21 protein-coding genes are annotated in these 26,995 nt (G+C 38.6%); 11 read left to right on the top strand and 10 right to left on the bottom strand.

All coding sequences use genetic code 11. The features are described from left to right. Window positions 1-131 precede the first annotated feature (131 nt). Window positions 132-1,127 carry a fumarylacetoacetate hydrolase family protein gene (locus REI64_RS10520; RefSeq protein WP_308850077.1) on the top strand — a complete coding sequence of 332 codons (996 nt, stop codon included), beginning with the start codon at window positions 132-134 and terminating at the stop codon, window positions 1,125-1,127. A gap of 255 nt (window positions 1,128-1,382) precedes the next feature. Further along, window positions 1,383-2,270 (top strand): flavin reductase family protein, encoded by an 888-nt coding sequence (locus tag REI64_RS10515; RefSeq protein WP_308850076.1) that lies wholly within the window; start codon window positions 1,383-1,385, stop codon window positions 2,268-2,270. A gap of 151 nt (window positions 2,271-2,421) precedes the next feature. Here REI64_RS10515 and REI64_RS10510 read toward each other — a convergent pair whose 3' ends face one another. From REI64_RS10510 to REI64_RS10500, 3 genes are all read right to left on the bottom strand, one after another. Next, window positions 2,422-2,958 carry a C40 family peptidase gene (locus tag REI64_RS10510; RefSeq protein ID WP_308850075.1) on the bottom strand — a complete coding sequence of 179 codons (537 nt, stop codon included), beginning with the start codon at window positions 2,956-2,958 and terminating at the stop codon, window positions 2,422-2,424. A gap of 144 nt (window positions 2,959-3,102) precedes the next feature. Further along, window positions 3,103-3,804, bottom strand: coding sequence for an SDR family oxidoreductase (locus REI64_RS10505; RefSeq protein WP_308850074.1), 702 nt, complete (start codon window positions 3,802-3,804; stop codon window positions 3,103-3,105). A 35-nt stretch (window positions 3,805-3,839) separates the two neighbouring features. Then, entirely contained in the window at window positions 3,840-4,901 is a 1,062-nt protein-coding gene (locus tag REI64_RS10500; protein ID WP_308850073.1) for a hypothetical protein, read from the bottom strand. A gap of 137 nt (window positions 4,902-5,038) precedes the next feature. Between REI64_RS10500 and REI64_RS10495 the strand changes: the two genes are divergently transcribed. Beyond that, complete coding sequence (locus REI64_RS10495; protein ID WP_308850072.1) at window positions 5,039-5,593, top strand: PhnA domain-containing protein; 555 nt, start codon at window positions 5,039-5,041, stop codon at window positions 5,591-5,593. Between the two features lie 306 nt (window positions 5,594-5,899). Here REI64_RS10495 and REI64_RS10490 read toward each other — a convergent pair whose 3' ends face one another. Next, complete coding sequence (locus tag REI64_RS10490; protein ID WP_308850071.1) at window positions 5,900-7,684, bottom strand: aromatic amino acid hydroxylase; 1,785 nt, start codon at window positions 7,682-7,684, stop codon at window positions 5,900-5,902. 575 nt (window positions 7,685-8,259) lie between these two features. Beyond that, window positions 8,260-9,111 (bottom strand): N-acetylglucosamine kinase, encoded by an 852-nt coding sequence (locus tag REI64_RS10485; RefSeq protein WP_308850070.1) that lies wholly within the window; start codon window positions 9,109-9,111, stop codon window positions 8,260-8,262. A 384-nt stretch (window positions 9,112-9,495) separates the two neighbouring features. On the opposite strand from REI64_RS10485, the gene REI64_RS10480 reads away from it, so the two are divergent. After that, entirely contained in the window at window positions 9,496-10,524 is a 1,029-nt protein-coding gene (locus REI64_RS10480; protein WP_308850069.1) for a GntG family PLP-dependent aldolase, read from the top strand. Between the two features lie 62 nt (window positions 10,525-10,586). Here the strand turns inward: REI64_RS10480 and REI64_RS10475 are convergent, their stop codons facing one another. Next, window positions 10,587-11,027 carry a DUF2721 domain-containing protein gene (locus REI64_RS10475; RefSeq protein ID WP_308850068.1) on the bottom strand — a complete coding sequence of 147 codons (441 nt, stop codon included), beginning with the start codon at window positions 11,025-11,027 and terminating at the stop codon, window positions 10,587-10,589. A gap of 168 nt (window positions 11,028-11,195) precedes the next feature. Here REI64_RS10475 and REI64_RS10470 point away from each other — a divergent pair, with 168 nt between their 5' ends. The 4 genes from REI64_RS10470 to REI64_RS10455 all read left to right on the top strand — a co-directional run bounded on the left by REI64_RS10470 (window position 11,196) and on the right by REI64_RS10455 (window position 16,196). Beyond that, a complete protein-coding gene (locus tag REI64_RS10470) occupies window positions 11,196-13,271 on the top strand; it encodes a tetratricopeptide repeat-containing sensor histidine kinase (protein WP_308850067.1) in 2,076 nt (691 codons plus the stop codon). A gap of 67 nt (window positions 13,272-13,338) precedes the next feature. After that, complete coding sequence (gene accC, locus REI64_RS10465) at window positions 13,339-14,829, top strand: acetyl-CoA carboxylase biotin carboxylase subunit (RefSeq protein WP_308850066.1); 1,491 nt, start codon at window positions 13,339-13,341, stop codon at window positions 14,827-14,829. Further along, a complete protein-coding gene (locus tag REI64_RS10460; protein WP_308850065.1) occupies window positions 14,830-15,417 on the top strand; it encodes a riboflavin synthase in 588 nt (195 codons plus the stop codon). 317 nt (window positions 15,418-15,734) lie between these two features. Beyond that, a complete protein-coding gene (locus tag REI64_RS10455) occupies window positions 15,735-16,196 on the top strand; it encodes a DUF4268 domain-containing protein (protein WP_308850064.1) in 462 nt (153 codons plus the stop codon). 177 nt (window positions 16,197-16,373) lie between these two features. Here REI64_RS10455 and REI64_RS10450 read toward each other — a convergent pair whose 3' ends face one another. Beyond that, window positions 16,374-17,531 carry a tetratricopeptide repeat protein gene (locus REI64_RS10450; RefSeq protein ID WP_308850063.1) on the bottom strand — a complete coding sequence of 386 codons (1,158 nt, stop codon included), beginning with the start codon at window positions 17,529-17,531 and terminating at the stop codon, window positions 16,374-16,376. 124 nt (window positions 17,532-17,655) lie between these two features. Between REI64_RS10450 and REI64_RS10445 the strand changes: the two genes are divergently transcribed. After that, window positions 17,656-17,955, top strand: coding sequence for a hypothetical protein (locus REI64_RS10445; protein ID WP_308850062.1), 300 nt, complete (start codon window positions 17,656-17,658; stop codon window positions 17,953-17,955). A 111-nt stretch (window positions 17,956-18,066) separates the two neighbouring features. Here REI64_RS10445 and REI64_RS10440 read toward each other — a convergent pair whose 3' ends face one another. Then, window positions 18,067-19,830, bottom strand: a complete 1,764-nt coding sequence (locus tag REI64_RS10440; RefSeq protein WP_308850061.1) for a histidine kinase N-terminal 7TM domain-containing protein — start codon at window positions 19,828-19,830, stop codon at window positions 18,067-18,069. Window positions 19,831-20,014: 184 nt separating this feature from the next. Here REI64_RS10440 and dnaE point away from each other — a divergent pair, with 184 nt between their 5' ends. After that, window positions 20,015-24,445, top strand: a complete 4,431-nt coding sequence (gene dnaE, locus REI64_RS10435) for a DNA polymerase III subunit alpha (protein ID WP_308850060.1) — start codon at window positions 20,015-20,017, stop codon at window positions 24,443-24,445. Window positions 24,446-24,613: 168 nt separating this feature from the next. Then, complete coding sequence (trxA, locus tag REI64_RS10430) at window positions 24,614-24,931, top strand: thioredoxin (RefSeq protein WP_267759542.1); 318 nt, start codon at window positions 24,614-24,616, stop codon at window positions 24,929-24,931. A 59-nt stretch (window positions 24,932-24,990) separates the two neighbouring features. Here trxA and REI64_RS10425 read toward each other — a convergent pair whose 3' ends face one another. Then, the gene (locus REI64_RS10425; protein ID WP_308850059.1) at window positions 24,991-25,521 is read right to left on the bottom strand and encodes a DinB family protein; all 531 of its coding nucleotides are present in this window, start codon (window positions 25,519-25,521) and stop codon (window positions 24,991-24,993) included. Between the two features lie 433 nt (window positions 25,522-25,954). Next, a complete protein-coding gene (locus REI64_RS10420; RefSeq protein WP_308850058.1) occupies window positions 25,955-26,761 on the bottom strand; it encodes an alpha/beta hydrolase-fold protein in 807 nt (268 codons plus the stop codon). Window positions 26,762-26,995: the final 234 nt, after the last annotated feature.

Below are 26,995 nucleotides of genomic sequence, written 5' to 3'. Positions count from 1 at the left end.
TCAACAGATTTTGGAAAACCCAAACTGCTTTCATAGCTTTGAAGACATCCAACTATAAACCATCTCCAATAAATATTGTTGTTCCATTGGGATGTGGATATTAACATCGCTAACTAAAAATATTTATATCAATGAAGCTTGTATCCTATAAAACAGAAGATAAAGAGCATTTAGGCATTTTTGTGAACGGACACATTTACAACCTAAACTCTTGCCATAAGTTAATTCCCGATAACATGAACGCTTTTTTGGAAGGTGGCGAGCCTTTAATGGAAAGAGCAAAACAAGTTAATCAGGATATTTTGGATGGTAAATTACAGCCCAAGGAAGAAATTTTTTATGAACTTTTAGCGCCGGTTCCGCACCCAACATCGTGTAGAGATGGTTATGCTTTTAGACAGCACGTTGCTGCCGCTCGTAGAAACCGTAAGGTGGATATGATTGCCGAGTTCGACCAATATCCGATTTTCTATTTTACCAATCATAACGCTATTCAAGGTCCAGGCGAAATTGAGTGTATGCCAGACCATTTTCAAAAGCTAGATTTTGAGTTAGAGGTAGCCGTGGTAATCGGTAAAAAAGGACGCAATATCAAAGCTTCGGAAGCCGACGAATATATTGCTGGTTATACCATTATGAACGATATGAGCGCCCGTACTTTGCAAATGGAAGAGATGTTGTTAAATCTTGGTCCGGCAAAAGGAAAGGATTTTTCTACTGTAATTGGTCCGTGGTTAGTTACACCAGATGAGTTAGAGCAATACAAAGTTGCCGCAAAAGAAAATCATGTGGGTAACAACTACAATCTAAAAATGACTTGTAAGGTAAACGGCATCGAGGTTTCGAGTGGTAACATGGCCGATATGGATTGGACTTTTGCCGAAATTATTGAGCGTTGTGCTTACGGTGTAGATATTTTGCCAGGTGATGTCATTGGCTCCGGAACGGTAGGTACGGGCTGTTTCTTGGAATTAAACGGCACAGGTTTACTAAACGATCCTAACTATAAAGTGCAATGGCTACAAGACGGCGACCATGTAGAAATGGAGATTACAGGTCTGGGTGCGCTGAGTAACAACATTACCAAAGCAGATACTGATTTTTCGATACTAGCACTTAAAAAATAAAATTTGAAAAGCAGGGTTCAGTGTACTTCGGTTACGAAAGCCCTGCTATTCGCTTTATCCCGATAAAATCGGGATGCTCGCTGCTATCAGGTTTAGGTTACATAGGTAAACCTTTCTATCGTAAAACTGACAGCAAACAATTACGTCATTTCGAACGCAGAGAGAAATCTGTAAGGTAAAAGTGACTAACTTTGAGATTTCTCTCTGCGTTCGAAATGACGGCTTAGAGAATAAAAACATCTTCAACCCAAAACTATGCTGACACTAAAATGCGAAGACCTTTCTCCAATGCAGTTGCAAAATTATTTGCAGTATGCCATTGCACCACGACCTATCTGTTTGGCGTCTACAATTGATGCTGAAGGAAACGTGAACCTCAGTCCGTTTAGTTTTTTTAATTTGTTTAGCACTAACCCGCCAGTTTGTATTTTTTCTCCAGCTAGGCGTGTGAGAGACAATACCACTAAACATACTTTAGAGAATGTACAGGAAGTCGGCGAAGTTGTAGTGAATATTGTGAATTATGCGATGGTACAGCAAACAAGCTTGTCGAGTACGGAGTATGGCAAAGGTGTAAACGAATTTGAAAAAGCTGGTTTTACCATGGAAACCTCACATTTGGTAAAGCCGCCAAGAGTATCAGAAGCACCAGTGCAATTAGAGTGTGTGGTAACTCAAATCCTCCCTTTGGGCGACCAACATGGCGCCGGTAATTTGGTATTGGCCGAAATTAAACTCATCCACATTAAAGAAGAAATTTTAGATACAGAAGGTAAAATTGACCAACAAAAAATTGATTTGGTAGCTCGTTTGGGAGGTAATTGGTACAGTCGTGTTACACCAGAAAGTTTGTTTACAGTTCCAAAACCTTTAACTACTTTGGGTATTGGCGTAAGCGCATTGCCGCTTTCTGTGCGTCAATCGAAAGTGCTTACGGGAAATGATTTAGGTTTGTTAGGTAACGAAGAACAGTTGCCAAACGAAGATGAAGTTGCCGAAATGCAATGGAATGCTAATGTTAAGGATATTTTAGATGCTACCATTGGCGATGAAACCAACAGAGAAAGAGAACTGCACGAATTTGCCAAGGAGCTTATTGCTTATGGTAAGGTTGCAGATGCTTTGAAGGTGTTGTTGCTTTAATTAGTCCGAAAGTCAGTAAAGTCCGGAAGAGTATCGTCAATAAGTGTTAGAAAAATCCAGTTTTGGCAGACCAAGAAAAAAATCATCTAAAATCTGCGAAGAAAATCTTTGTAAATCAGCGGGAAGATAAAACTGAAAACTGCGACTTGAACTACTCCATCACAGTTACCGCCTTCAAGAAACGGTTTTTGTAGTAGCCTTCTAAATCGGTAATGGTTACGCCTTTTGCTTTGCCAGAAGAAGAATGAATGAACTTGATTTTGCCTTCTTCGTCGATCGAGTAAATAATACCAACGTGACCTGGTCTTCTTACTCTAGAATTAGAACCAGTGAATACCAACACATCACCAACTTTAGCATCAGCCAATTTAATAGCCTTACCTTTTTTAGCAAAATCTGCTGAAGAACGAGCACCAGTAAAACCAAATTGTTTGTACACATAGCTCACAAAACCAGAACAATCGAAACCAATTTCAGGATTACTAGAAGCATAACGGTATCTAGTTCCGATTAATGATTTAGCAAAGTCCATGATTTTTGTTGAAGTAGAGTTAGCGACCTCTGGGATACGGCTAATTACTTTCTCCATCATTTTCTGATACTGCATAGTTAGAGACACATTATCCTGTGCTTTAGAACTAAAAGCAATACTACCGAGCAATAAGATGGTTAAAAGTATTTTCTTCATGTATGGTTTCAAACTTAACGAACAAGATTTAAAGCGCCAAGGAATGTGGAAAACTTATAGCCCCTCTCTGTCTTCAGCATCTCTCCCCTAAGGAGCGAGAAGTTCGCTTCGGCAAGGTTCTCGCTCCCATTTAGGGGTTGAGGGTTAAGGAGTGGTCACCGCTACAGGCAAAACTTTACCATTAAAAAACTTATGTCCTGTTCTTGCAAAGTCAGCAACATACTTGCCCATTTCAAAAGCCATTACCGGACTTTCATAACCTGGAAATGCAGCTTCCAACATCTCGGTTTGTGCAGAACCTAAAGCCAAACAATTGATTTTAATTCCAGTTGTAATTAACTCTTGCGCCATACATTCAGTTAAAGTGTGCAAAGCTGCTTTACTAGCCGAGTAAGCCGCCAAACCTGGGAATTTCACGCTTCCTTGAAAGCCGCCCATACTTCCAATATTTACAATATGTGCACCAGCACTCATAAACGGTAACATGTAACGGGTCATTTTGAAATGGCTCATCACGTTGTGTTCTAGCATTTCTGCCAAATCAACTTCTGTCGTTTCTAAAAGAGGCTTGTTAATTAAAGCACCGGCATTGTTAATCAAAATATCTACAGTTCCAAGTCGTTGCTCGATGAAAGGAATAAGCGCATTATAATCATCATTCACTAAATCAAAAGCCACAGGTAAAAGGGTACACTCTGGCGTAATGCTTTTGGCAATTTCATGCAGTTTACGCAACTTATCTGCAGAGCGGGCAATGCAAACTACTTTGTTTTTAGTATCTAAACTTAGTTCTAACGCTGCCTCGAAACCTATGCCGCTACTGGCTCCGGTAATAATGATGTTCATGGATAATATCTTTGTTGGCGGCAAAGATAGCTATTTTAAGGTAGTGGGCTAGTGCTTTTAAACATTCCACTTGCCGCAGTCCCGAGCCAAACATAGCCTTGCCTATCAATACCTACACATAGTTTATCTCCATGACCAACTACATCCTTTGGTAAAATAATTTCTTGCTGGTGGTGTGCTGCAGGGGCGATGTGAGTATGATAGAGCTTTCCTAGTCCAGTATAAAGCATCAGTTTGTTAAACTTTTTGCCTTTTAAATCTGGACTAGCGGCCATGTAATCTGGCAAGCAACAATCTGGTCTGTTGGTATTGTCAGAACTATTTGAGGTTAACCAAGTGAAGTTGTGCCATTGGTAAATTCGAGTATTTGCTTTTACTTTACTAGGTAAAATTTCGGAGCCAGCGCAATTATACATCTTGTCATAATCATCGCCAATTGGTATTACTGAAGTAGCAACGAATGGATTTTTAGAAGCAGGTAACATCACCATTTGACTAGAAAATTTATCTGTTTTTTCTGGGTCAAATTGGATGGACACAAAACCATCGGTGCCTGTTGGGTTGGTGAAACTATTAATTACGTAATTTCTAAACCAAAAACTATGATTGTAAGTAAAACCAGCTGGTATTTTTTGCGGATTACTTGCTTGGTCGGTGTACCTCGTATCTACAATAATGTGGTCCTGCCATTTTCCTGCCCCATCTTTTTTAATGATGAGATGCTTTAAATTAGAGTTCCCATTATGAAAGAAACTTGCACCTAAAAAGACAATGTCTTGCGTTGGGTGTAATGCCAAACTTTGAATAGTAGTATCGTTATTTAAAGCTGAATATTGCCTTACCAATTGCCAAGTAGCACCATCGTTATTACTAAAGAAAACTTCTTTTCTAGTACTTAAAGCGGCGGCTCTACCGTCTGCGGTAAAAACAATATCCATAAAACCAATGCCATTTAGGGTCGGTTTTGCGAATGCCATATTTAAAGTGGGTTCAAGTTTGTCCTCTTTGGGTGTTGGTTCGGGTTCTGTTGCTTTTTTGTCGCATCCATTTAAAATGAATAAACTAACAAACGCCAAAATTAAAGTATATTGTTTCATAAGAATTCTTAATTAATAGCGTAAAGTTAACGAGGTAAGCTGCCGCTTATCATCAGTATTTTTTGGTATTTTGATATTCGTCACACATTTGAAATCCGATTTCTTTATCGATACCTTTGCCCACCAATTAAAGAAAGATGTTAGAAAAACTAAAGGAACGCAGCGAAGGATTATGTGAGTTGTGTAGCAAAAACGAAGCGACTATTGATTATACGGTAAGTCCGAAAAAAGAGGGTGCGATTGAAAATCAGGTTGCTTTATGCAACGATTGCTTGCAAAATTTGGAAGCAACCGACCAAAGTTTTTATTGGCGAGTAGTAGAAGGCAGTATTTGGAACCCAGAACCAAGTGTACAGGCATTAAGCTATCGCATTCTACAAAACTATAAGGATGAAGATTGGGCAAGTGGTGTTTTGAGTATGGTAGATTTAGATGAAGATGTGATACAATGGGGAATGAGCGGTTTGGAAGTAGCAGCGGTTCACACTGATGCTTTTGGTAACGTGTTGGAAAACGGCGATACGGTAGTTTTAACCCAAGCTTTGGATGTGAAAGGGACTAGCTTTAGTGCACCAAAAGGAACTGTGGTTAAGAAAATTAGGTTAGTTCACGATAATCACGAGCAGATTGAAGGGAAAATCAACGAGCAAATGATTGTGATATTGACGAAGTATGTAAAGAAGAATAATTAAACAATATTATCGTCATTGCTAGGCACGAAGCAATCTTAAAGCATAATGCAATAGTAGTAAGATTGCTTCGTGCCTCGAAATGACGACCGTTTTTAGAAACTTACGAAGTTTTTAAAACTTCGTAAGTTTGATTGTAAGACTAATCATACACACCAATTAATTGCGTAGCGGGTCTGTCGATTACATAAACCAATGAGATTTTGGCTACTCGTCATTTCGAGCGTAGCCGAGAAATCTTTAAAATGTTTTTATAGTTCAAAGATTTCTCCATTTCGCTGCGCTCCAGTCGAAATGACGATAGTTTTATTAATCCTCCACAGCAATTAACTGCGTAACTGGATTAGCAATCACATGAAAACCATCGTTAATTAATTTGGTTAATTCTTTTTCGTTAGCGGCTTTCATTTCTAGGTAAATCCTTACTTCGTTTTCCAAAGCTGGATTACTTGCTGTATGATGCAAAATCTCTAAAATCTGCAATGCAGCAAGCCAATCGTAACGGAAGTTAGTTTTCAGTTCGTTAAAAATGTCTGCTAATTTCTCTGTGCCTTCGCCAGCTTCACGAATATCTCTTACTTGTTGGTACAAGCTGTGCAAACGCTTTGTCGCATCATCGTAAACAATTTTATGTGTTAACTGCTCGCTGATGTGTGTGATTTCTTCGTAAGCATCTTTATCTGCGGCACCGTTAAAAACTGACACAATCTTATCGCCAACCGCCATATCATAAGTTCCCCATTCTGGTTGGAACAAGATGTTGCCATTAGCCTCTTTTACAGTACAATCTTCAAAAGCAATTAATATCGTTTTTTCGCCTTTGCGGATGATTTCTTTAACCAAACCATTTACTTCAATGCCGCTCTCGAAAGTTAAAACTCCACGTTCGCCAGCCGAAATGCCTAAACTTGTTAAATCTTCAAGCGTATGGTCTTCCAATAATTTTTCAGTCGCTTTTAATTTACCAACTGGCGATGAAAAACCATCTTTATGATAGTTTTTACCATGTCCAGGTAATTCTTTACCACCAAAAGCTAAGGCAGATTGACCAGTGGTTTTAATGAAAGTTACCTCGTCATCTTTACTCATGCCCACATCTGTGAAAACACCTGTAACCTGCAGGCCAGAACTGTAAACTGCCGTACTTGGGTTTTTACATTCGATAGCTTTTAAAACACTTTCTGAACCGCCACGTCTAAATGCCATGGTGTTGGCAAAAGCTTCTAATACATCGATTAGATTTTGGAACGTAGGGGTTACAAACAGCTGCGGCTGCTCTTGAGTAATATCGTACGAGTAATTTATCGTATCTAAGTTGTACCAAAGCTTCTTAATTTTTGGGTCCATGCAAGTTGCACTTTCGCCAATGGAAGAAAGTAGGCCAGCGCCGTAAATTTTCGGATTTTCCAGCGTTCCAATCAAACCATATTCTACCGTCCACCAATGCAAACGACCTAGTAAAGCCATTTCCGAAGGGTCGCCCATGTTATCTGCGATGAATTTTAGTTCCTTTTCTGCCTTGGCAATTTCGGCTTCGTCAACATTTGCAGCTTCCTTTAAAATAGAAAGCCTGCGGATAGCTTCGTAAAGCTCAAAATCTTTGCTAGAAAACATTGCTTTTGCTCCGATAGAACCAAAGTAGCTCAAGTAAGCATTGTAATCTGTATCAGCAATAATAGGAGCATGACCCGCACTTTCGTGGATAATATCTGGTGCGGGCGTATATTCAATGTGGTTAATCTGGCGGATATCGGCAGCAATAACTAACACTCGGTAAGCTTGGTATTCCATAAATGCCGCTGGTGGGATAAAGCCATCAACAGTAACTGCGCCCCAACCAATTTTCCCCAAATTGTCGTTCATGGTTTGCAAATCTGGAATATACTCGATACTTAAGCCTGCCCTGTTTAAACCTTTAATGTATGGATAATAAGCTACGTGCTTTAGATAACTATAGTTTTGACGCATTACATAACGCCAAACCGCTTGGTCAATTGGCGTGTATTTTTCATAATTTTGCTCTACTATAAATTGCCTTAAATGTCTAGGCAATTTGGCAACCTGCTCGTTATTAAAGTCGTTAAAATCGCTCATTTATACATCTTGTTAATTTCACTAAATTAGCTGATTTGGGCTAGGAATGCAAGAAAATACGACTGTTTTAGTAGAAAATGACAAAGATTACTTTATTAAAGGGTTAGCCCATCACGGTGTGAATGTAAAACATTAAGAATTGAAGGGGAGTTAAGATAGCAGTTCTTAATACATTTTTTAGGTTTTCATACAACAATATAAAACATTTAAGATTTAACCGCTATTTTCTAGCAAGGATTTTTGTTCAATAGCCCTGATTGCAGCGACATCCTTTTTTGTTACATTTTGTAACATTAGGAGCAATTAGTTTGCCCTTTCACAGGTTTTGATGTGACAGCTTAGTAACCCAAAAAAGATACAGCGTAAAGCAGGACTGCCGTTTAAAAGCGGTAGGGAGTTGCGCTTCTGAATGATGAAATCATCCTAAGCTTTTAGCGCATTACGATTGCCAGTTGAGCTGGCAATGACGAGTGTTTAGATGATAATAAACCAATAATTAAATAACAATGAGCTAGTGAACAAATGACTCAATATGACTAAAAACAAAAAAGCTCCGATTTACGGAGCTTCTTGTCTTATCTTTTGCTTAAATGGTATTCTACCAAGTCGTCTATTGGGGAACGGATAATTTTACCTACGCCCATTTCGTATTTATCGGCTACTACGCTTAGTCTATCTCTAAAGCTGTAACCTACCGAGCCTACTACATTTAACAAGTGCTTGTTGTAGTTAGGGTAATGAATTACCAATTTCTCAAAGAATGCCGTGAAAGCAGTGTCAACCACATCTTCTGCATATTCTGGGTACACAGTTTTAAAATCGTACAAGAACTTGCTAAAGCTTGCGCAGAAACGGTTTGGAAGTGGTTTGTTGTAGATGTTGTCGAAAATATCTTCGTTACTTAAGCCGTAAATAGTGAAGAAGCTTTCGGCTAATCCTTTTGGCATAAAACCTTTCATATAATCGGCTAATAAGCGCTTGCCAATGAAACTGCCACTACCTTCGTCGCCTAAGAAATAACCTAGCGAATCGATGTTCAGAGAAATGTCGCTACCATCGTAAAGACAAGTGTTGGTTCCAGTCCCTAAAATAGCTGCAAAGCCCGGCTCGTCGCCCAAAAGTGCACGGCAAGAAGCTAACAAATCATGATCTACATTGATTTTAGCGTTTACAAAAACCTTTTGCATTGCATCTGATACAATTTTTTTGTTTGCATCTGTAGAACAACCAGCGCCGTAATAGTAAACCTCTTCTAGTTTGGAAGCGTCTAGCGTGTCTGGTAATGTGGTTCTCAACGAGTTTTCAATGTAATCTTGCTTTGCAAAATAAGGGTTGTAACCCTCGGTGTTAAAATGGATTTTCCTTCCGGCTTCGTTGATTAAGCACCAGTTGGTTTTAGTAGATCCACCGTCTGCAATAAGTATCATTTTTTTGGTTTGTTAAGTTGTATAATTTGTATAAAAGTTTGGCAATATATCAGCCTTTATTGGAAATAAAAAATTAATATTAAGTTTTTTATAAGTTAATCTTGAAGGCATTCAAACGTTTGATTGTTCATGAATGGAGTGGCTTTTTGCTAAAGTGTATTTTTTACACTATTTACGGCTGTTTTTGGAACAAATGTGTTTTCGGTTTTAGTGATAAATGATGATCGAAAAATTGTGAAAAACTACAATGTAATTTTTTTATTAATCAGATTTTATCGTGTACTTTAGGGGGATGAAGGAATGATTGAATGAGAGAATGATGAAATGACTAAATGTTTAATGCTATGCCAAAACTTTTCAATTCCCAAATGCTAACCCAAAACCATGGAACCAAAATTAGACTTTAGAAGTGATACCGTAACCAAACCAACCGCAGGTATGTTGGATGCCATGATGAGCGCAAAAGTTGGCGACGATGTATATGGCGAAGATGAAACCGTTCATGCATTAGAAACTAAATTGGCAACGATGTTCCACATGGAGGCTGGTTTGTTTTGTCCGTCGGGAACTATGACCAACCAAATTGCCATTAAGTGTTTTACCCAACCACTGGATGAAGTAATTTGCGACCAAACGGCGCACGTTTATCGCTACGAAGGCGGCGGTATTGCTTACAATTCTATGGCTTCGGCGAGGTTGTTGTATGGAGAGCGGGGAATTTTAACACCGGAATTGATTGAGCCGGAGATTAATGAAGATAATATCCACTACCCTAAAACAAGCTTAGTGGTTTTAGAGAATACGGTTAACAAAGGCGGCGGTAAATGCTACACCTTGGAACAGATTGAAGCTGTGCACAATCTTTGTAATATAAAGGGCTTAAAGTTGCATTTAGATGGCGCAAGGTTGTTTAATGCTCTGGTAGCTACTGGAGATAAAGCGGCAACTTACGGTCATTATTTCGATGGCATTTCGATCTGCTTGTCGAAAGGTTTAGGGGCGCCAGTAGGCTCTGTCTTGTTAGGTTCTAATGAAATGATTAAACAAGCAAAGAGGATTAGAAAGGCCTTAGGTGGCGGTATGCGTCAAGCCGGTTTTTTGGCAGCTGCGGGTATTTATGCGTTAGATCATCATGTAAATCGTTTGGCAGAAGATCATCAGCATGCGAAGGCTTTGGCCAATGCATTAGCGCAAACTAATTATGTAGAAAAAGTGATGCCCGTAGAAACTAATATTGTTCTTTTTGATGTGGTTAATCGCCACAAAGCGGAAGATATAGTGAAAGCCTTTGGCAGGAAAGGTATTTTATGTAACACCACTTCTGCTAAAACTATCCGCTTGGTAACGCATTTAGATGTTTCGCCTGTAATGATAGATCAGGCAATTGAAGTGATTGGAAAGTTGGAAGTTTAACTACATAGACACATAGATTTACTCTGAGCCTTCTATGTGCCTATGTGGTGTTAATAGTATGCCTAATGCTCAAACTTCTTCTTAATTTTCTTCACAATAGAATCATCCTCGATACCTTCAATAGAGCTTAATTCTAATTCTAAAGCTTTGGTGCTTAATTGTATTTCTAACAAGGATATCAGTAATGAAACCAAGAAAAAGAATAAGCTTAGTGCGAAGAAAATTTCGGCACTGACTGTATGTTCTAAATAGATAAATAGCATACAGAACAAACAACAGGCAAAACTCAAAACGCCGAAAGCCTGCATATTCTTGATTAATCTTAAACGGTAGCGCAAATTTTTAATTTGTTGGTGTAAACCTTGGTTACGATCGCTTTGTTCGTATTTAGATTTTAAACTTCTTACCAAACTGGCCAAGGCTAAAAAGCGGTTAGTGTAAGCCAACATAATTAAACTAATGGCAGGGAAGAATAGGGCAGGTACGTTTAGGCTTAGTTCCATCGCTTAAAAATAACTTTTTTATCGGTATTGTTTATATTTGGGAGTAAACAAATGTTAAGTAATGTTAAAGATGGTTGTATAAGAAAACAGAATATCTTTGAAAAGTGTTAACTAGCTAGCAAATAAACTATATATTGGTGAAAGCCATCTAATTAACTCGTCAAATATATGCCAAAAAGATACCGAAACATTTTTACGGTTTTCTCTTACTTTTTAATCTGTTTTCAGATTTTTCTGTTTGGCTGTAAACCATCTAAGAATAGCTTGCCACAATTTAGTAACGAGGCAGATAGTATTATCTTAAAGGCCAATCGCCTACAGAATGATGGGCATTTAAATGAAAGCATTCATTACATCAATTCGTCATTTGACCAGCTGAAATCTTTGAATGAAATGGATTTATGGAGCAAATATAATTTTTGCGCTAATCATTTTATCAACTACCAGCCCGAGTTACATCAAGCAAATTTGTATGTAGACAGCATGCAAATGTCTCTTAAAGGAATAGAGAGGCAAAACCCAGAGTTACATGTTTTAACTGTGTTTATGTATGCCGATGTACTTATTGCCCAAAAACGCTATAACGAAGCTTTTCAAAATTATTACGATGGAAGGGAATTTGCCAGAAAATATTTGGACAGTTGCACCTATAAGAAATTCAGCTATCATTTAGGTATAGTGAGATATAGGCAGGGACAATACCGGAAAGCAATTCCTTATGTGAAACAGTCGTTGTCAAAAAGTACTAAGTGCAAGGACAGTTTTTCCGAAACCGTGACATCGCCCCAATCATATTTAAATACCTTGGCGCTATGTTATGAGAAACTTGGGCAATTGGACAGTGCTGCACATTATTATACACAGGCATTAAACTTACTTAAAAATAGCAAGCCAACAAACAAAGCAGATCGTGATTTTGTAAATGCGGCAAAGGGCGTAGTAATGGGAAATTTGGGAGGTGTATGGGGCAAAATGCAACGTAGTGATTTGGCAGCACAATATCTTAAAGAAAGCATTTTAATTAATGATAGACCTGGTTATGAGGTAGTGGATGCTATAACAGCTCAACTTAAGCTGATAGATATATTGATAAATGATGAAAAATATCAGGAGGCAAACGAGTATTTGGAGAGTTCCAAGAAACGGATTGATTGGCATGCTGCTCAAAACCGCGATGTAGATCAGCTTCGCTCCAAATGGTATAAACTTAGATGGCAATATGCCGAAAGAATAGATGATAAAAATGGCGTATATAGCTATTCAAAAAGATATATCCAGTTAAAAGATTCGTTATATGCCATAAATCAGGGTATGGTACCAGCTGACATGGATAATGCCTTTAAAATTAAGGAGCAACAGCATAATATTGCACTTTTAGATCGGGATAATCAGATTAAAAAATTATGGCTTGTTGCAGCATCTATATTGGTGGCAATGGCTGCGTTTACCGTCTACGTAATATGGTCAAACTTAAAACGAACGACAGAAAATGTTGCTAGCCTTACCAAACTTAATCATCGGATAGAAGTACAAAACGAACAGATGCAAAAGGTTTTATCAGATTTGGAGCAAAGTCATTCAGATAATACAGAATTGATGAGAATTGTGGCGCACGACTTGCGCAACCCACTAGAAGGAATTAAGGCAATTGTAGATTTAATGCAGACCCACGACAAAAATGAGGAGGATCGGCAAATGTTAACGATGATTCATGAGGCCTCAAAAAATTCACTTGAACTAGTGGCCGACTTACTGCATTTAAAATCAGCAAAAGAAGAACTCCGTAAAGAGGAGATAGATTTAGATCAGTTATTAAAATATTGTGTAGATCTTCTAGAGCATAAAGCATCTGAGAAAATGCAACTTATCCAATTAGATAGTCTTAAAATTAATATTTATGGGCATAGGGAAAAACTTTGGCGAGTGCTAAGCAATTTAATTACGAACGCTATTAAATTTAGCGACGAAGGAAGTTTGATTGTAGTCGGTGTTGAACAAAAAGAGGAACAAGTACAAATTACGGTTAAGGATAAGGGGATAGGAATTCCAGATGATATCAAAGCACATCTTTTTGATATTTCAGCAAACTCAAAAAGATTGGGAACTAAAGGTGAGAAATCATACGGTTTGGGTTTATTCATCTCTAAGCAGATTGTGGAGTTGCATGGGGGCCAAATTTGGTTTGAAAGTGAAATAGGTAAAGGAAGCACCTTCTATGTGTCGCTTCCTATAAAAGCTAACTAATGTGCGATGCAAAATGAAATTTTGAAAAAAAATCTACATCTTGTGAACGGTAACCAAGTATCAAGATATGAATAAAATATTGATAGCAAATCGTGGGGAAATTGCCTTGCGTATCATGCGTTCGGCAAAGGAAATGGGCATTAAAACGGTAGCTGTTTTTTCTGAGGCAGATCGGAATGCCCTGCATGTGCGTTATGCTGATGAAGCCGTTTGCATTGGTCCGGCACCATCAAATCAATCTTATTTGGTAGGCAGCAAAATTATCGACGCCTGTAAACAAACCGGTGCGCAGGCTATCCATCCAGGCTATGGTTTCTTGTCAGAAAATCCCGCTTTTGCGCAAGAGGTAAAAGAGGCCGGACTGGTTTTAATTGGCCCAACACCAGAAGCAATGGAAGTAATGGGCAACAAACTTTCGGCAAAAGCTGCAGCGCTGAGATACAATATACCCATGGTTCCCGGTACCGAAGAAGCCATTACCAACGTAGATGAAGCTAAGGCACGTGCGGTAGAAGTTGGCTTTCCCATCCTTATTAAAGCCGCTGCCGGTGGCGGTGGCAAAGGAATGCGCATTGTAGAAAAGGCAGCAGATTTTGAAGAACAAATGCAATTGGCAGTAAGCGAAGCCACCTCTGCCTTTGGCGATGGTTCCGTTTTTATCGAACGTTATGTGACTTCCCCCCGCCACATCGAAATCCAGGTTTTGGGCGACACCCACGGAAATATCGTGCATCTTTTCGAGCGGGAGTGCTCTGTACAACGCCGTCACCAAAAAGTAGTAGAAGAAGCACCATCATCAGTTTTAACCCCAGAAATTAGAGAAAAAATGGGCAAATGTGCAGTAGATGTAGCTCGTTCGGTTAGCTATGTCGGTGCTGGCACAGTAGAATTTATCCTAGACGAAAACCTCAATTTCTTCTTCCTCGAAATGAACACCCGTTTGCAGGTAGAGCATCCCGTTACGGAAATGATTACCGGTTTAGATTTAGTGAAAGAGCAAATCAAAATTGCCCGTGGCGAAGCCCTCAGCTTTAAACAAGATGATCTGAAAATTAGTGGTCATGCCATGGAATTGCGTGTATACGCCGAAGATCCCTTGAATAATTTCTTGCCAGATATTGGTACTTTGCAAACCTATCAAACCCCAAAAGGTTATGGCGTACGTGTAGACGATGGTTTTGAGCAGGGCATGGAAATTCCTATTTATTACGATCCGATGATTGCCAAACTCATCACCTATGGTAAAGACCGTACAGAGGCTATTGAACGAATGGTGAGGGCAATTGAAGAATATGACATTACGGGCATACAAACCACACTAAACTTCGGTAAATTTGTAATGCAACATCCAGCCTTTGTTTCAGGTAGGTTCGACACGCATTTTGTAGGCAAATATTTCAGGCCAGAAAGCTTAAAAAGCGAAAATGAGCAAGAAGCAATGATTGCGGCCATTGCGGCGGTACTATTAATGCAAGACCAAAAAAGCAAATCGCAGCCAATAGCTTCCGAAGCCAAACAACAAAGCAATTGGGTGCAAAACAGAAAGAAATACACGTAAATGTTTACAGGAATAATAGAAACTTTAGGCACTGTCCAAGATATACAAAGAGAGGGCGATAACATCCATTTTACCATCGCGTCCAACATCAGCAACGAGCTAAAAATAGACCAAAGCGTGGCGCATAATGGGGTTTGCCTAACCGTGGTTAAGCTAGACGGAGATACGCATACCGTTACCGCCATTGACGAAACTTTGCAGAAAACTAATTTGGGTTATTTAACAGTAGGGGCGAAGGTAAATTTAGAGCGTTGTATGCAGATGAATGCCCGTTTAGACGGGCACATTGTACAAGGTCATGTAGATCAAACGGCTACTTGTATTTTAGTAAAAGAGCTTGATGGAAGTTGGGAGTACCGCTTTAAGTACGATGCTGCTAAGGGCAACGTAACTGTAGAAAAAGGTTCGGCCTGTGTGAATGGCATTAGCCTAACGGTGGTCAATTCTGCCGACGATGAGTTTTCGGTTTTTATTATTCCGTACACGCACCAGCATACCAATTTGCAAGATGTAAAAGTTGGCGATACCGTTAATTTAGAATTCGATATCATTGGTAAATACGTTGCACGTTTAATGGGTAGAAATTGATTTTTGGAAAAAAATGGTAGTGGTTCTTGGCAGTTGTAGCCCCGCTTTCAGTTTAGATCTTTTTTTGTGCTGTCATCGTCATTTCGAACGCAGAGAGAACTGAAAGAAAGCGAAGCTAAATCTCAAAGTTAACTGCTGCTATCAAACAGATTTCTCACTGCGTTCGAAATGACGCTCTAAAAAGTATTTTCACTTCAATCGGGTTTAATTAACTAAAACCCTTCGCTTTTTTGAAACAAATCTTGATCAGTGCTTGCTATTAATGATGTGCATTAACCTTACAACATTCCAACCTTTAAACCTTACAACATAACCCAATGTTCAGCAAAGAAGAAGCAACTAGACTACGACAACAGTTTTGGATCAATTTCGGTCAGTATATGAAGCCTATTCCTGGAGCCGAAGGTTTGCCTGTAAATTGGGTAAATTACAAAACTGGTGTCAAAAATATCTTCTTCCGCATGGATGCCGAAAAGAAACACGCCAGCATTGCCATCGAAATTGCACATCCAGATGACGGTATCAGAGAACTGTTTTTTGAGCAATTCCAAGAGTTTAAATCGCTATTGGAAAGCACGTTGAACGAACAATGGGAATGGCTGCCATCTACCAGTAACGCTTTCTACAAGCAGGTGGCTCGTATAGAATGTGTTTTGCCAAACGTCAGTGTTTATAATCAGCAGCAATGGCCAGATATTATTGCATTTCTAAAACCACGCATCATTGCCTTAGATGAATTTTGGACAGATGTAAAACCTGTTTTCGAGGATTTGAAATAATTCAGTTAATAAGCTTTTGAAAGAATGGATTTAAAATCCATAGCTCTAAAAGTCGAGATTACAAATCCCGACCAACATTATTTTATAATCTAACAAGATAGATTGCTTCGTCGTTACTCTTCTCGCAATGACGAAAATGTTACTTTGCAATAGCTCACCCTAAGCTGCGCAACTTGTTTATGGCGATGTCTTTTGGGCAACTGGTTTAAACTCCTCCAGCCTTGCCTTAATATAATCTATTTGCGCTTTGTCTTCGTCATTTAACTGCTTATTCTTCAAAAACTGATTATAATAGATTTGTGCAGATTTGGTTTGTTTCAGTTTCAAATCGTACAATAGTCCTAATCTGTATTGAATATTCTTATTTGCGCTGTAAGTCAATCCTTTTTTGTAAGCATTAATTGCCTGTGTAAGTTGCTGCTTTTCATCATAAATTCCACCAAGTACATTATAATAGGCCGATGTATTGGGCGAAATGCCCTCTTCTATGGTGCGCTTGGCATAAGCTGCTGCCATTTCGTAATTTTTCAGTTCCCGATAGCTTAAGGATGTAAAATACAACGTGCCTTCGTTCTGCATGGCCTTTTTTTCCAACATCTGATAAAGCGAAATGGCTTTTTTGTAGTTCTTTAGAAAGAAATATGCTTTGGCTACATCTACAACTACATTGGCGTCGGCACCATTTTTTATCAGTTTTTCGCCAGCAATTACAACCTCATTGTATTTGCTCAAGAAATTGGCAATAGGCAGTAAAGCTTGTTGTAAAATAAGATTACTTGTATCGGCGGTAATAGCAGTTTTAAGTACATCATAAGCTCTTTGATAACTTTTTTCGTTTCGGTAAGCACGAGCTAAGTCAAAAGCCACGTCTGCTTCTGTTGCGTTCAATTTGTTAGCTTTTTGCAGGTGTTGTAACTTTAGGGCGGCGCTATCGGTATAATCTGCCAAACGTTTATAGGCATTGAAATTATTACTATCTATCTTCACCACTTGCTGTAAATAATCTGCTGCGTTTTTGGTGTTTCCACGCCTCGAATTAATGTTTGCTAAACTAAATAATACCGGAATTTGCTGCGGCTGAAGTTCGTTGATCTTTTGATAGTTCTTTTCTGCGTCTACCAGTTTTCCAGCCATCATGTTGCAATAGGCAATTTGTGTTAAAGCTTTTACATCAGTTGTTTCTGCAGGATAAAGGCTGGCAAGGTATGCGGCGGCTTCAGCATATCGTTGAGTTTGGTAAAACTCCAAAAGTTTTTCTTTGTCAAGAGAAATTTCTTGGGCGTAGCTAATTTTAAAAATAACAAGTAATGCAAGAAGGATAGCGTGTTTTTTCATTCAACTAATTTATTAGTTGTTTTTAACTTAAACAAATTTTTTCCTGCAAAATCTAATAAAATCAAACAATAAGCTTGTTGAATTGGTTGTTAAACTAAGTTTATCAATTAATAAAGCATATTTTATGGAAACTTTAAAGAAATTCGAACTAATGGAGAAGATAGTGAGAGAGCTCGAAGATTTACAGCATTCTCAACAAGCTATCATACAAAAAATAGGAAAAATCGAAGTAGATAATATCGAACTTGGAGATAAAAAACTGGAGCAAGATTTACCAGATATGCACCAACGTGTAGCTGATAATTTAGACTCTATTGTGAGCATTTTAGATTATTTCGCCAACAAAACCGAAAAATTTGGAAGTAAGAACAATGTTGATGATTTAAAGGAACAGCAAGCTATTAACGAAGCTGTAGGAAGATAATCATCCTTAAAAGCATAAAGCCATTTTGCTATTTAGAGGAGTAGGGGTTTGAGATAACTTAAGGTTATTGCAGAGTTCTTTACTTAGCTCCAGATAGTGAAATGGCTTTTTTTATGCCTTGGTAGGGAGGGTTAAGTTAAATGTAGTTCCTACGCCAATTTCACTTTCAACAGTAATTTCGCCATTATTTCTGTGCATAAAATCTTTGCAGATCATCAATCCTAATCCAGTTCCTTTTTCGTTTTTGGTACCTCTTGATGAAATGTTCTCTTGCTTAAAAAGTTTTTCTAGGGTCGCTTTCGAGATACCAATGCCGCTGTCTTTGATGCTTACCTTTAACATTCCATCTTTTTGATAAGCCGCAGTGATAGATATTTCGCAACCTTCATTACAAAATTTAATCGCATTATTAAGAATATTCCGTATCACAATCTGAAACATTAGCACATCGGCATAGGCTACTTCATACGGGAAAACTTCATGTAAAATTTTGATGTTTTTAAGCGTTGCTGAAGGCAAATGGTAATTTATTTCGTTAATAATGACATTTCTGACGTTGAAAAACTCTTTGCTAATGCCAAATCCTTTCAGCTGGCTACGCGACCAGTGTAAAATGTTCTCCAGTAAATCTGTGGTGTAAATAATATCCTTACTTAAAACAGGAGAAAGTGCCTTAAATTCTTCATCACTAATTTGGTTGTAAGAAACCATTTTCAGTACCTCAGAAAGGTTAACCAAGGGTCCTCTTAAATCGTGGGCAATGATAGAAAATATGCGGTCTTTCAGTTGGTTTACTTTCTCTAATTCAATGGCTTGTTCTCTGGCTATTAGCGCATCTTTTTTTGCAGTAGTTAGATCTTGCAACTTAACTATCGTAAATTCGTTGTTGATTTTATTTTCGTGTAAAAATAGAATCTCTACCTCAAAGTAAATAGTTTGGTTGTGCACGTTGGCTTGGAGTTCTATTTTGCCGCTCTTTCTATCCTTAATATTGTTAATAAGTAGTGGTTGGTCCGAAAAAATGTCTTCAAGTGCCTGTCCAATTACTTTCAGATCTTTATCAATGTTAATGAAACGTAGCAACGAACTGTTATAATCTATAATCCGATGTTTTTCATCCAATACCAAAAAACCATCGCTCATCAATTCAAGTACTTTTTCGCGGGCAATAGGTACAATATCGAACAACCTAAACCTATAAACTCCTAAAAAGATAAGAAATGTGGTGAGGATAAAAGCGTAAGGAGTTACATCAATAAAGCCCAATGGTCTTATGCCTACCAAATAGGTGATATTGCCTATCCATGGTAAAATAGCGGCTATGATAATGCTGTAATTCTGTTTTCTGTAGATAGGATCTGAATTTCTAAACTTGTTGAGGATTAGATAACACCCGCAAGCCAGTAGTAAATAAAAGTAGCCAGTAAAGATGTGGTACCAAGTGCCGGGATAAATTTTTACCATTGGGAAAGGTCCTTCGTAGAACATCCTGATATCTTTGTAATGCAAGTGGTGCAACGGGTTGGTCCAAACCATTACTAGCGTGGTAATTGGGGCAATGAGCAGCAGCGTTAAATTTAGTGGCTTTTTATACCAGCACTCTTTATTACAAAAATTAAGACAAAACAGAAACCAATTTAAAGGTAGCGTGGCAATGCCGAGATATTCAATGTTGATGAATAATATGGCCTGCTCTAGGGTTCGACTAGAAAGTTCTAAGCCATATGCGATAGACCAAATGGCGTTTGAGCCCATCATTAAGCTAAACCAACGTACTACATTTGTTCCACGTTTATAAATGTATACGGCTAAAATGGCGGTTAACGCTCCAAAGAATAGCAAAACTAGTCCGTAGCCGTTAAAGGTAAATTCCATTTATGTTTAGGGTTTAGAGCTTGTAAGAGTAAAAGTAATAAATTTTAACGGATGTGTTAAAAAAATGAAAAATGAGGTTGATGAAAATCAAAAAGCTCATTAACAGTTGGTAATGGATGTTGATAATTTGGTGACCGATTGGGCTTAATTTTTCGTTAATTTTGATATCCTTATTTAATCAGCTATGTACTTAATTTTCGATACCGAAACTACAGGTTTGCCACGTAATTTCAACGCTCCAATTACCGATACGGATAACTGGCCACGTTGTATTCAAATTGCTTGGCAATTGCACGATGAGTTAGGGAACTTAGTTGAGCATCAGGATTATTTGGTTAAACCAGATGGTTTCAATATTCCTTATGATGCGGAGCGTATCCACGGTATTTCGACGGATTTAGCAACCGAGCAAGGTATTGATTTAACAGATGTATTGGTAAAGTTTAACGAAGCACTAGGTAAAGCCAAGTTTGTAGTTGGGCAAAACATCAAGTTCGATATCAATATTATGGGTTGTGAGCTTCATCGTTTTGGTGTAGAAAATAACCTGGCCAATATGCCGGTGTTGGATACTTGTACCGAGGTTACGGCAGAGCTGTTGAAAATTCCAGGCGGTAGGGGCGGTAAATTTAAGTTACCTACCTTAACAGAGCTTCATCAATATTTATTTGGTACACCTTTCGGCGAAGCACACAACGCCACTGCCGATGTGGAGGCAACCACCCGTTGTTTCTTGGAGCTGATTAAAAAGCAGGTTTTCACCAAAGAAGAACTTCAGGTTGATACCGATTATTTCTTGCGCTTTAAGGAAGCCAACCCTTTTGCCATTGAGTCTGTAGGGATAAAACATATCAATCTAAAAGCTGCTTCTGATGAAATAAGGAAGCGAAAAGGTGCAGATACAGGTGGTGTTTCTAAGCAAACCTTAGAACAAAACAAAGCTGCGTTGGCTGATGCTACTTTTGTTCATTTGCACAACCACACGCAGTTTTCAGTGTTGCAAAGTACCATCAGTGTACCTGCATTGGTAAAGGCGGCGGCAGAGAAAGGAATGCCAGCGGTAGCCCTTACCGACCATGCCAATATGATGGGAGCCTTCCACTTTGTGAACAACGTACTTAACCATAACAAAAGTGCAGAAGCTAAAAATGCTGAAGCGATTGAAAAAGGCGAAACACCTACAGCTACCGTAATTAAGCCAATTTTGGGTGTTGAGTTCTTTGTGTGCGATAATCATACAGATAAGACTAGAAAAGACGACGGTTATCAGGTGGTGTTCTTGGCGAAAAACAAGCAAGGTTATCACAACTTGGCAAAAATGTCGTCTATTGCTTATACCAAAGGCTTTTATTACGTACCTCGAATAGATAGGGCAGTCGTAGAACAATACAAAGAAAACCTGATTGTACTTACTGGTAACTTGTATGGCGAAGTGCCAAGTAAGATTTTAAATATTGGTGAAAAGCAGGCAGAAGAAGCTTTGCTATGGTGGAAATCACAGTTTGGTGATGATTTTTATATCGAGCTAATGCGACATGGTCAGGAAAATGAAGACCGTGTAAACGAAGTATTGGTAAAAATGGCGGTGGAGCACCAAGTGAAGATGGTGGCTACCAATAATACTTATTACGTAAATAAAAAGGATGCCCACGCACACGATATTTTGTTGTGTGTAAAAGATGCTGAAAAACTGGCTACACCCATTGGTCGCGGTAGAGGTTTTAGATATGGCATGCCAAATCACGAATATTATTTCAAATCGGCAGATGAGATGAAAACACTCTTTGCTGATGTGCCAGATGCGATTATCAATATTCAAGAAATTATTGATAAGATTGAAACTTATAAGCTAGCGAGGGAAGTACTGTTACCTAAGTTCGATATTCCAGAGGAGTTTGTGGTTGCAGAAGATGAGGAAGATGGCGGCAAACGTGGGGAAAACAAATTCCTTCGCCATTTGACTTACGTTGGGGCAGAAAAGCGCTACGGTGAATTAACGCCAGACATTACCGAACGTTTAGATTTTGAGCTGCAAACCATCGAAAAAACTGGTTATCCAGGTTACTTCTTGATTGTACAAGATTTTATTGCCGAAGCTAGGAATAGAGATGTTTCCGTAGGTCCAGGGCGTGGTTCGGCTGCAGGTTCTGCAGTTGCTTACTGTTTGGGCATTACCAATATCGACCCCATTAAATACGACTTGCTTTTTGAACGTTTCCTTAACCCAGACCGTGTTTCCATGCCCGATATCGATATCGATTTTGATGATGAGGGCCGTGGCCGTGTAATGGATTATGTAATAAATAAATACGGTTCTAGTCAGGTGGCGCAAATCATCACCTATGGTACCATGGCAGCGAAATCTTCTATTAGAGATACGGCTAGGGTATTAGATTTACCACTTTTTGAGGCTGATAAGGTTGCCAAGTTGGTGCCGAACATGAAGCTGGCAAAAATCTTCAATTTAGAAGAAAAAGCCTTAAAAGACGCTTTGCGACCCGATGAATACGAAAATGTGAACCTACTTAAGGGATTAGCGGGAGGAAAAGATTTAGCAGCCGAAACTTTGCAGCAGGCCATCGTATTGGAGGGTTCGGTACGTAATACGGGTATCCACGCTTGTGGGGTAATTATTACGCCAGATGATATTACCAATTTTGTACCTGTAGCTACTGCCAAAGACAGTGATTTGTACGTTACCCAGTTCGATAACTCGGTAGTAGAAAGTGCTGGCCTACTAAAAATGGACTTTTTAGGGTTAAAAACACTAACCCTCATCAAAGACACGGTGAAACTGGTGAAAAAACGTCACAATGTAGACCTCGACCCAGATAATTTCCCGATAGATGATGTAAAGACCTATGAGCTTTTCCAGCGTGGCGAAACGGTTGGTATTTTCCAATACGAAAGTCCGGGGATGCAGAAATACATGAAGGAACTAAAACCTACGGTGTTTGGAGATTTAATTGCGATGAACGCATTGTATCGCCCAGGACCGATGGAGTATATCCCTAGTTTCGTTCGTCGTAAACATGGTACAGAGCCAATTACCTACGATTTAGATGCTTGTGAGGAATATTTGAAAGAAACTTACGGCATTACAGTTTACCAAGAGCAGGTAATGCTTTTGTCGCAGAAATTGGCAGGTTTTACCAAAGGTGAGGCCGACGTTTTGCGTAAAGCAATGGGTAAAAAGCAGAAAGATGTACTAGATAAAATGAAGCCCAAGTTCGTGAAACAAGCTTCGGAAAAAGGACATGCTGCTACAACATTAGAGAAAATTTGGAAAGACTGGGAAGCATTCGCATCTTACGCTTTCAACAAATCTCACTCTACTTGCTACGCTTGGATTGCCTACCAAACTGCTTATTTGAAAGCACATTATCCGGCAGAATATATGGCTGCGGTACTTTCCAATAACATGAGCGATATTAAGCAAGTGGCTTTCTTCATGGAAGAATGTCGCCAAATGGGGGTGACTGTACTTGGTCCGGATGTGAACGAGTCTGATATGAAATTCTCGGTAAATGCTAACGGAGAAGTTCGTTTCGGTTTATCGGCAGTGAAGGGAGTAGGAGAGAAGGCAGTAGAAAGTATCATCGAAGAGCGGGTAGAGAATGGTCCTTATCCAACGGTTTTTGAGTTCGCCAAGCGTTCGAATACCCGTATCGTTAACAAAAAAGCTTACGAGAGTTTTGTGTATGGCGGTGCTTTCGATGCTTTTGGTTATCATAGGGCACAGTATTTTTTCATCGGTGCCAACGACAAGTTAAATGGCATTGAAAAGTTAATCAAGTATGCCAACGATTTTCAGAATAATCAAAACTCGTCACAATCTTCACTTTTTGGAGGTTCAAAAGCCGACTTAATTTTAGAGCCTACTTTTGCAACTGCGCCAGAATGGGGATTGATAGATCGATTGAAATATGAAAAAGATGCTATCGGTATTTTTCTTTCCGGACATCCGTTAGATGATTATCGTTTTGAGTTGGATAGGTATTGCGCTAACAAAGTGAAGCATCTTTCTATCATTAACAAAGTGCGAATGGGAGATACCAACGAGGAAGTAATGGCAGAGTTTGAGGGATTGAAGAACCGTGAGCTTGTGGTTGGTGGTTTAGTTGGTACGGCTTCGCAGCGTATCACCAAAACCGGTAAGCCTTTTGGTATTTTCGTATTTGAAGATTACGATGATAGTTGTGAAATCGCTTTGTTTGGCGACGATTTCTTGAAATTTAAGCAATTTTTAACTGAGGGATATTTCTTGCAAATACGTGGAAAATTAGGCTTGCGTTTCGGTAAAGAAGGCGATTGGGAGTTTAAAATTACCAGCATTGACTTGCTTTCAGGTCTTCGAGATAAGCTCACCAAATCACTAACCTTGTTGTTCCCAATTGAAGCTGTTAACGACAATTTCATGCAGCAAATACAAGCTATTTTGGAAGAGAATGCAGAAAGTGGCGAAAATCAAAACTGTAAGCTCAATTTCGAGGTTTATGATGTAGAGAAAGGTTTAAAACTCGAAATGCCGTCGAAGAACAAAAAAATTAATCCTAGCAATCAGTTTTTGAATGGCATTAAGAACATGAATTTTGTAGATTATAGGTTGAATTAAGGTAGCGGGTTGGAAGACGGAAGATTTACGGTTGCCTAGCATAAGGCGAATTGGTTTTTACCCTCTGCCTCTAAACCCTCTATCTTCAACCATGTTAATGTCAAATTGGCATTAGCCTATTGATGGCATCACAATTGATAATATATTTGTAACATAAAAAATTTAGATATGGCTTTAGAAATAACAGATGCTAACTTCGAAGAGTTAGTATTAAAATCGGATAAACCAGTTTTGGTAGATTTTTGGGCAGAATGGTGCGGTCCTTGCCGTATGGTTGGTCCAGTGGTAGAAGAAATTGCTAAAGAATACGAAGGTAAAGCTTTGGTTGGCAAGGTAAACGTTGACAACAACCCTCAAATTTCGATGCAGTTTGGTATCCGCAATATCCCGGCTTTGTTATACTTCAAAGGTGGCGAAGTAGTAGATAAACAAATTGGCGCAGTGCCTAAGTCAGTATTGGCAGGTAAATTAGATAGCCAATTATAAGAATTGGTCTTTAATCATATATTGATCCCGATGTACAAAAGACATCGGGATTTTTTATTTTACCAAGTTTGAGGTGGATTTTCATTTGCCCACCAATTAAAACCGTTTATTCCGTTGGCTTTTAAGCGTTCTATAATTTGTGCAGTATGATGCTGGATATGCCGAATATTGTTAATGTGTAGTTCTAGACGGGAGTAAGGGTACCACTCAAAACCCGAATCCCTTTCTAAAGGTAGTGCAGCTATAGCCCGTTCTAAATTATCGGTTAGGTGACTAATAAAAGCCATTAATTCCTCTTTGGAATGAAAATCCTCTACTTTCACACCTTTGTCTGTATTTTCCCACTCTTCAGTTCCGCCCAAACTTTCAGCACCATCAATGGCATTTTCGAAAGGACGATAACCTTCTACATGAGCGCCTAAATAAAACTTGGTAGCCCACACAGTATGATACGCAATTTGCCAATTGGGGTTGTTGTATTCATCACTGTTCCATTGATCAGACGGTATTTTTTCTAAAGCTTGATTGAGCATACCTAGACTTGCCTTATACTGAGATGCAAGAATATTGATAATCATTTTATTTTCCATAAAGTAAAAGTAATTTGAGCAGGTGACAACCCTATGGCAGTCGTGATTTTATTTGAAAAATAGCGTAAAAGATCAATGTTTTGAGAAATTTTCTGCTTGTTCCCCAACTTTTTCCTGTGGTTGGTGTTATCACCAATCACTCTTGTTTATGTTACATATGATGGGTTGTTATTGTCTTGGTTGGTGATAACACCAACCAGAAGTTAAAAAGATGAATATTTTGAGAAAGTTTTCTGCTTGTTCCCCAACTCACTTAAGGGCTAATTTCTTTTTATCACGATAAATTAGGCTGCTTATTTGTATACGAACTACTTTATGTGTGTTTCTGTTTGTTTTTCAGTAGTTTACGCTGTATAGAATTATAAAGGGTGGTCATTTCGACGATAGGAGAACTGAAAGACAGCGTAGCTAATCTTTTAAATAATTCATTTTCTTATTCATTCAACGTCCAAACAATAGCTTTTTCTTTTGTAGCCCTAAAAATGGTGTTGTGTTTTTCTTTGGGCTCTTCAGAATAATTCCATTCAATGTTTGGATGGTTTTCAGCTTTAAGAATACCCGCTAATTGCTTAGTGAATGGTGAAATGTCTTCTGCGTTTGAGCCTGCAAACCAGATCCGTTTTTTTGTTATAGGAAATTTTGCCAAATGCTCTTTTGCGGTTCTAATCAGGTAATGATTATTCCACCACAATGATGGGTCGAAGGCAATATAATTGTCAAACATGTCAGGTGTTAGAAAAAATGTTTCAACTACAAAAAGCCCTGATGCAGATTCACCTATAATGCTTTTTTCATTTGTTGTTCTGTAGCGTTTATTAATTTCTGGAAACAGCTCATCTTTTATAAATGTCCTAAATTTCTCTGAACCACCTACAATTGGTGCAATCTCTTTGTCTTTTGCAACTTCGGTAGATCCGGTTAAATCTCTTCTTCTTTGGGTGTTTTCAATACCTACGAGAATGAGCGGTTTGATTTTTCTCTCTTTGATAAGCTTAGCCAGGGTGTTTGCAATATGTGGGAAGTCTTCTTTTATTCCACCATCGGCCATATACATAACAGGCAGGGAGTCTGAACTTGTTTTGTAATCCACTGGGGTCCAAACGTTAATTATTCTTTTTTCTCCTACTTGTTGTGATTGTATTGTAAAAGTTTCATGCTCAGGAACTGGATCGGCAGGTTGCGAATTGCTTGCACAACTAGTGAGAATTATTGCCAATAATAGATAGTAAACGTTTTTCATTTATTTGTTTGTTTTTATAGGTTTGGAAAACTAGTTTGTAGTTAATGTTTCGGTATTTAGTGAGGCTGTAGAGATCGAAGCTCCGACTATTTAGGGTTAATCAGAAAACTTCTACTAATCTGCCTGATATAAAGCTTGTTTGTAAGAGTTTTTATTTTTCAGATGGATTTTTATTTTTCCTTAACATTAGAAAAATGCAAACAATAAACGTAATAAGGTAGAGAATACCCAATG

The organism is Pedobacter sp., assembly GCF_031119335.1.
Lineage (GTDB): Bacteria > Bacteroidota > Bacteroidia > Sphingobacteriales > Sphingobacteriaceae > Pedobacter.
Note: the sequence above shows the minus strand (reverse complement) of the source record. Positions and strands in the feature narration are given on the sequence as shown.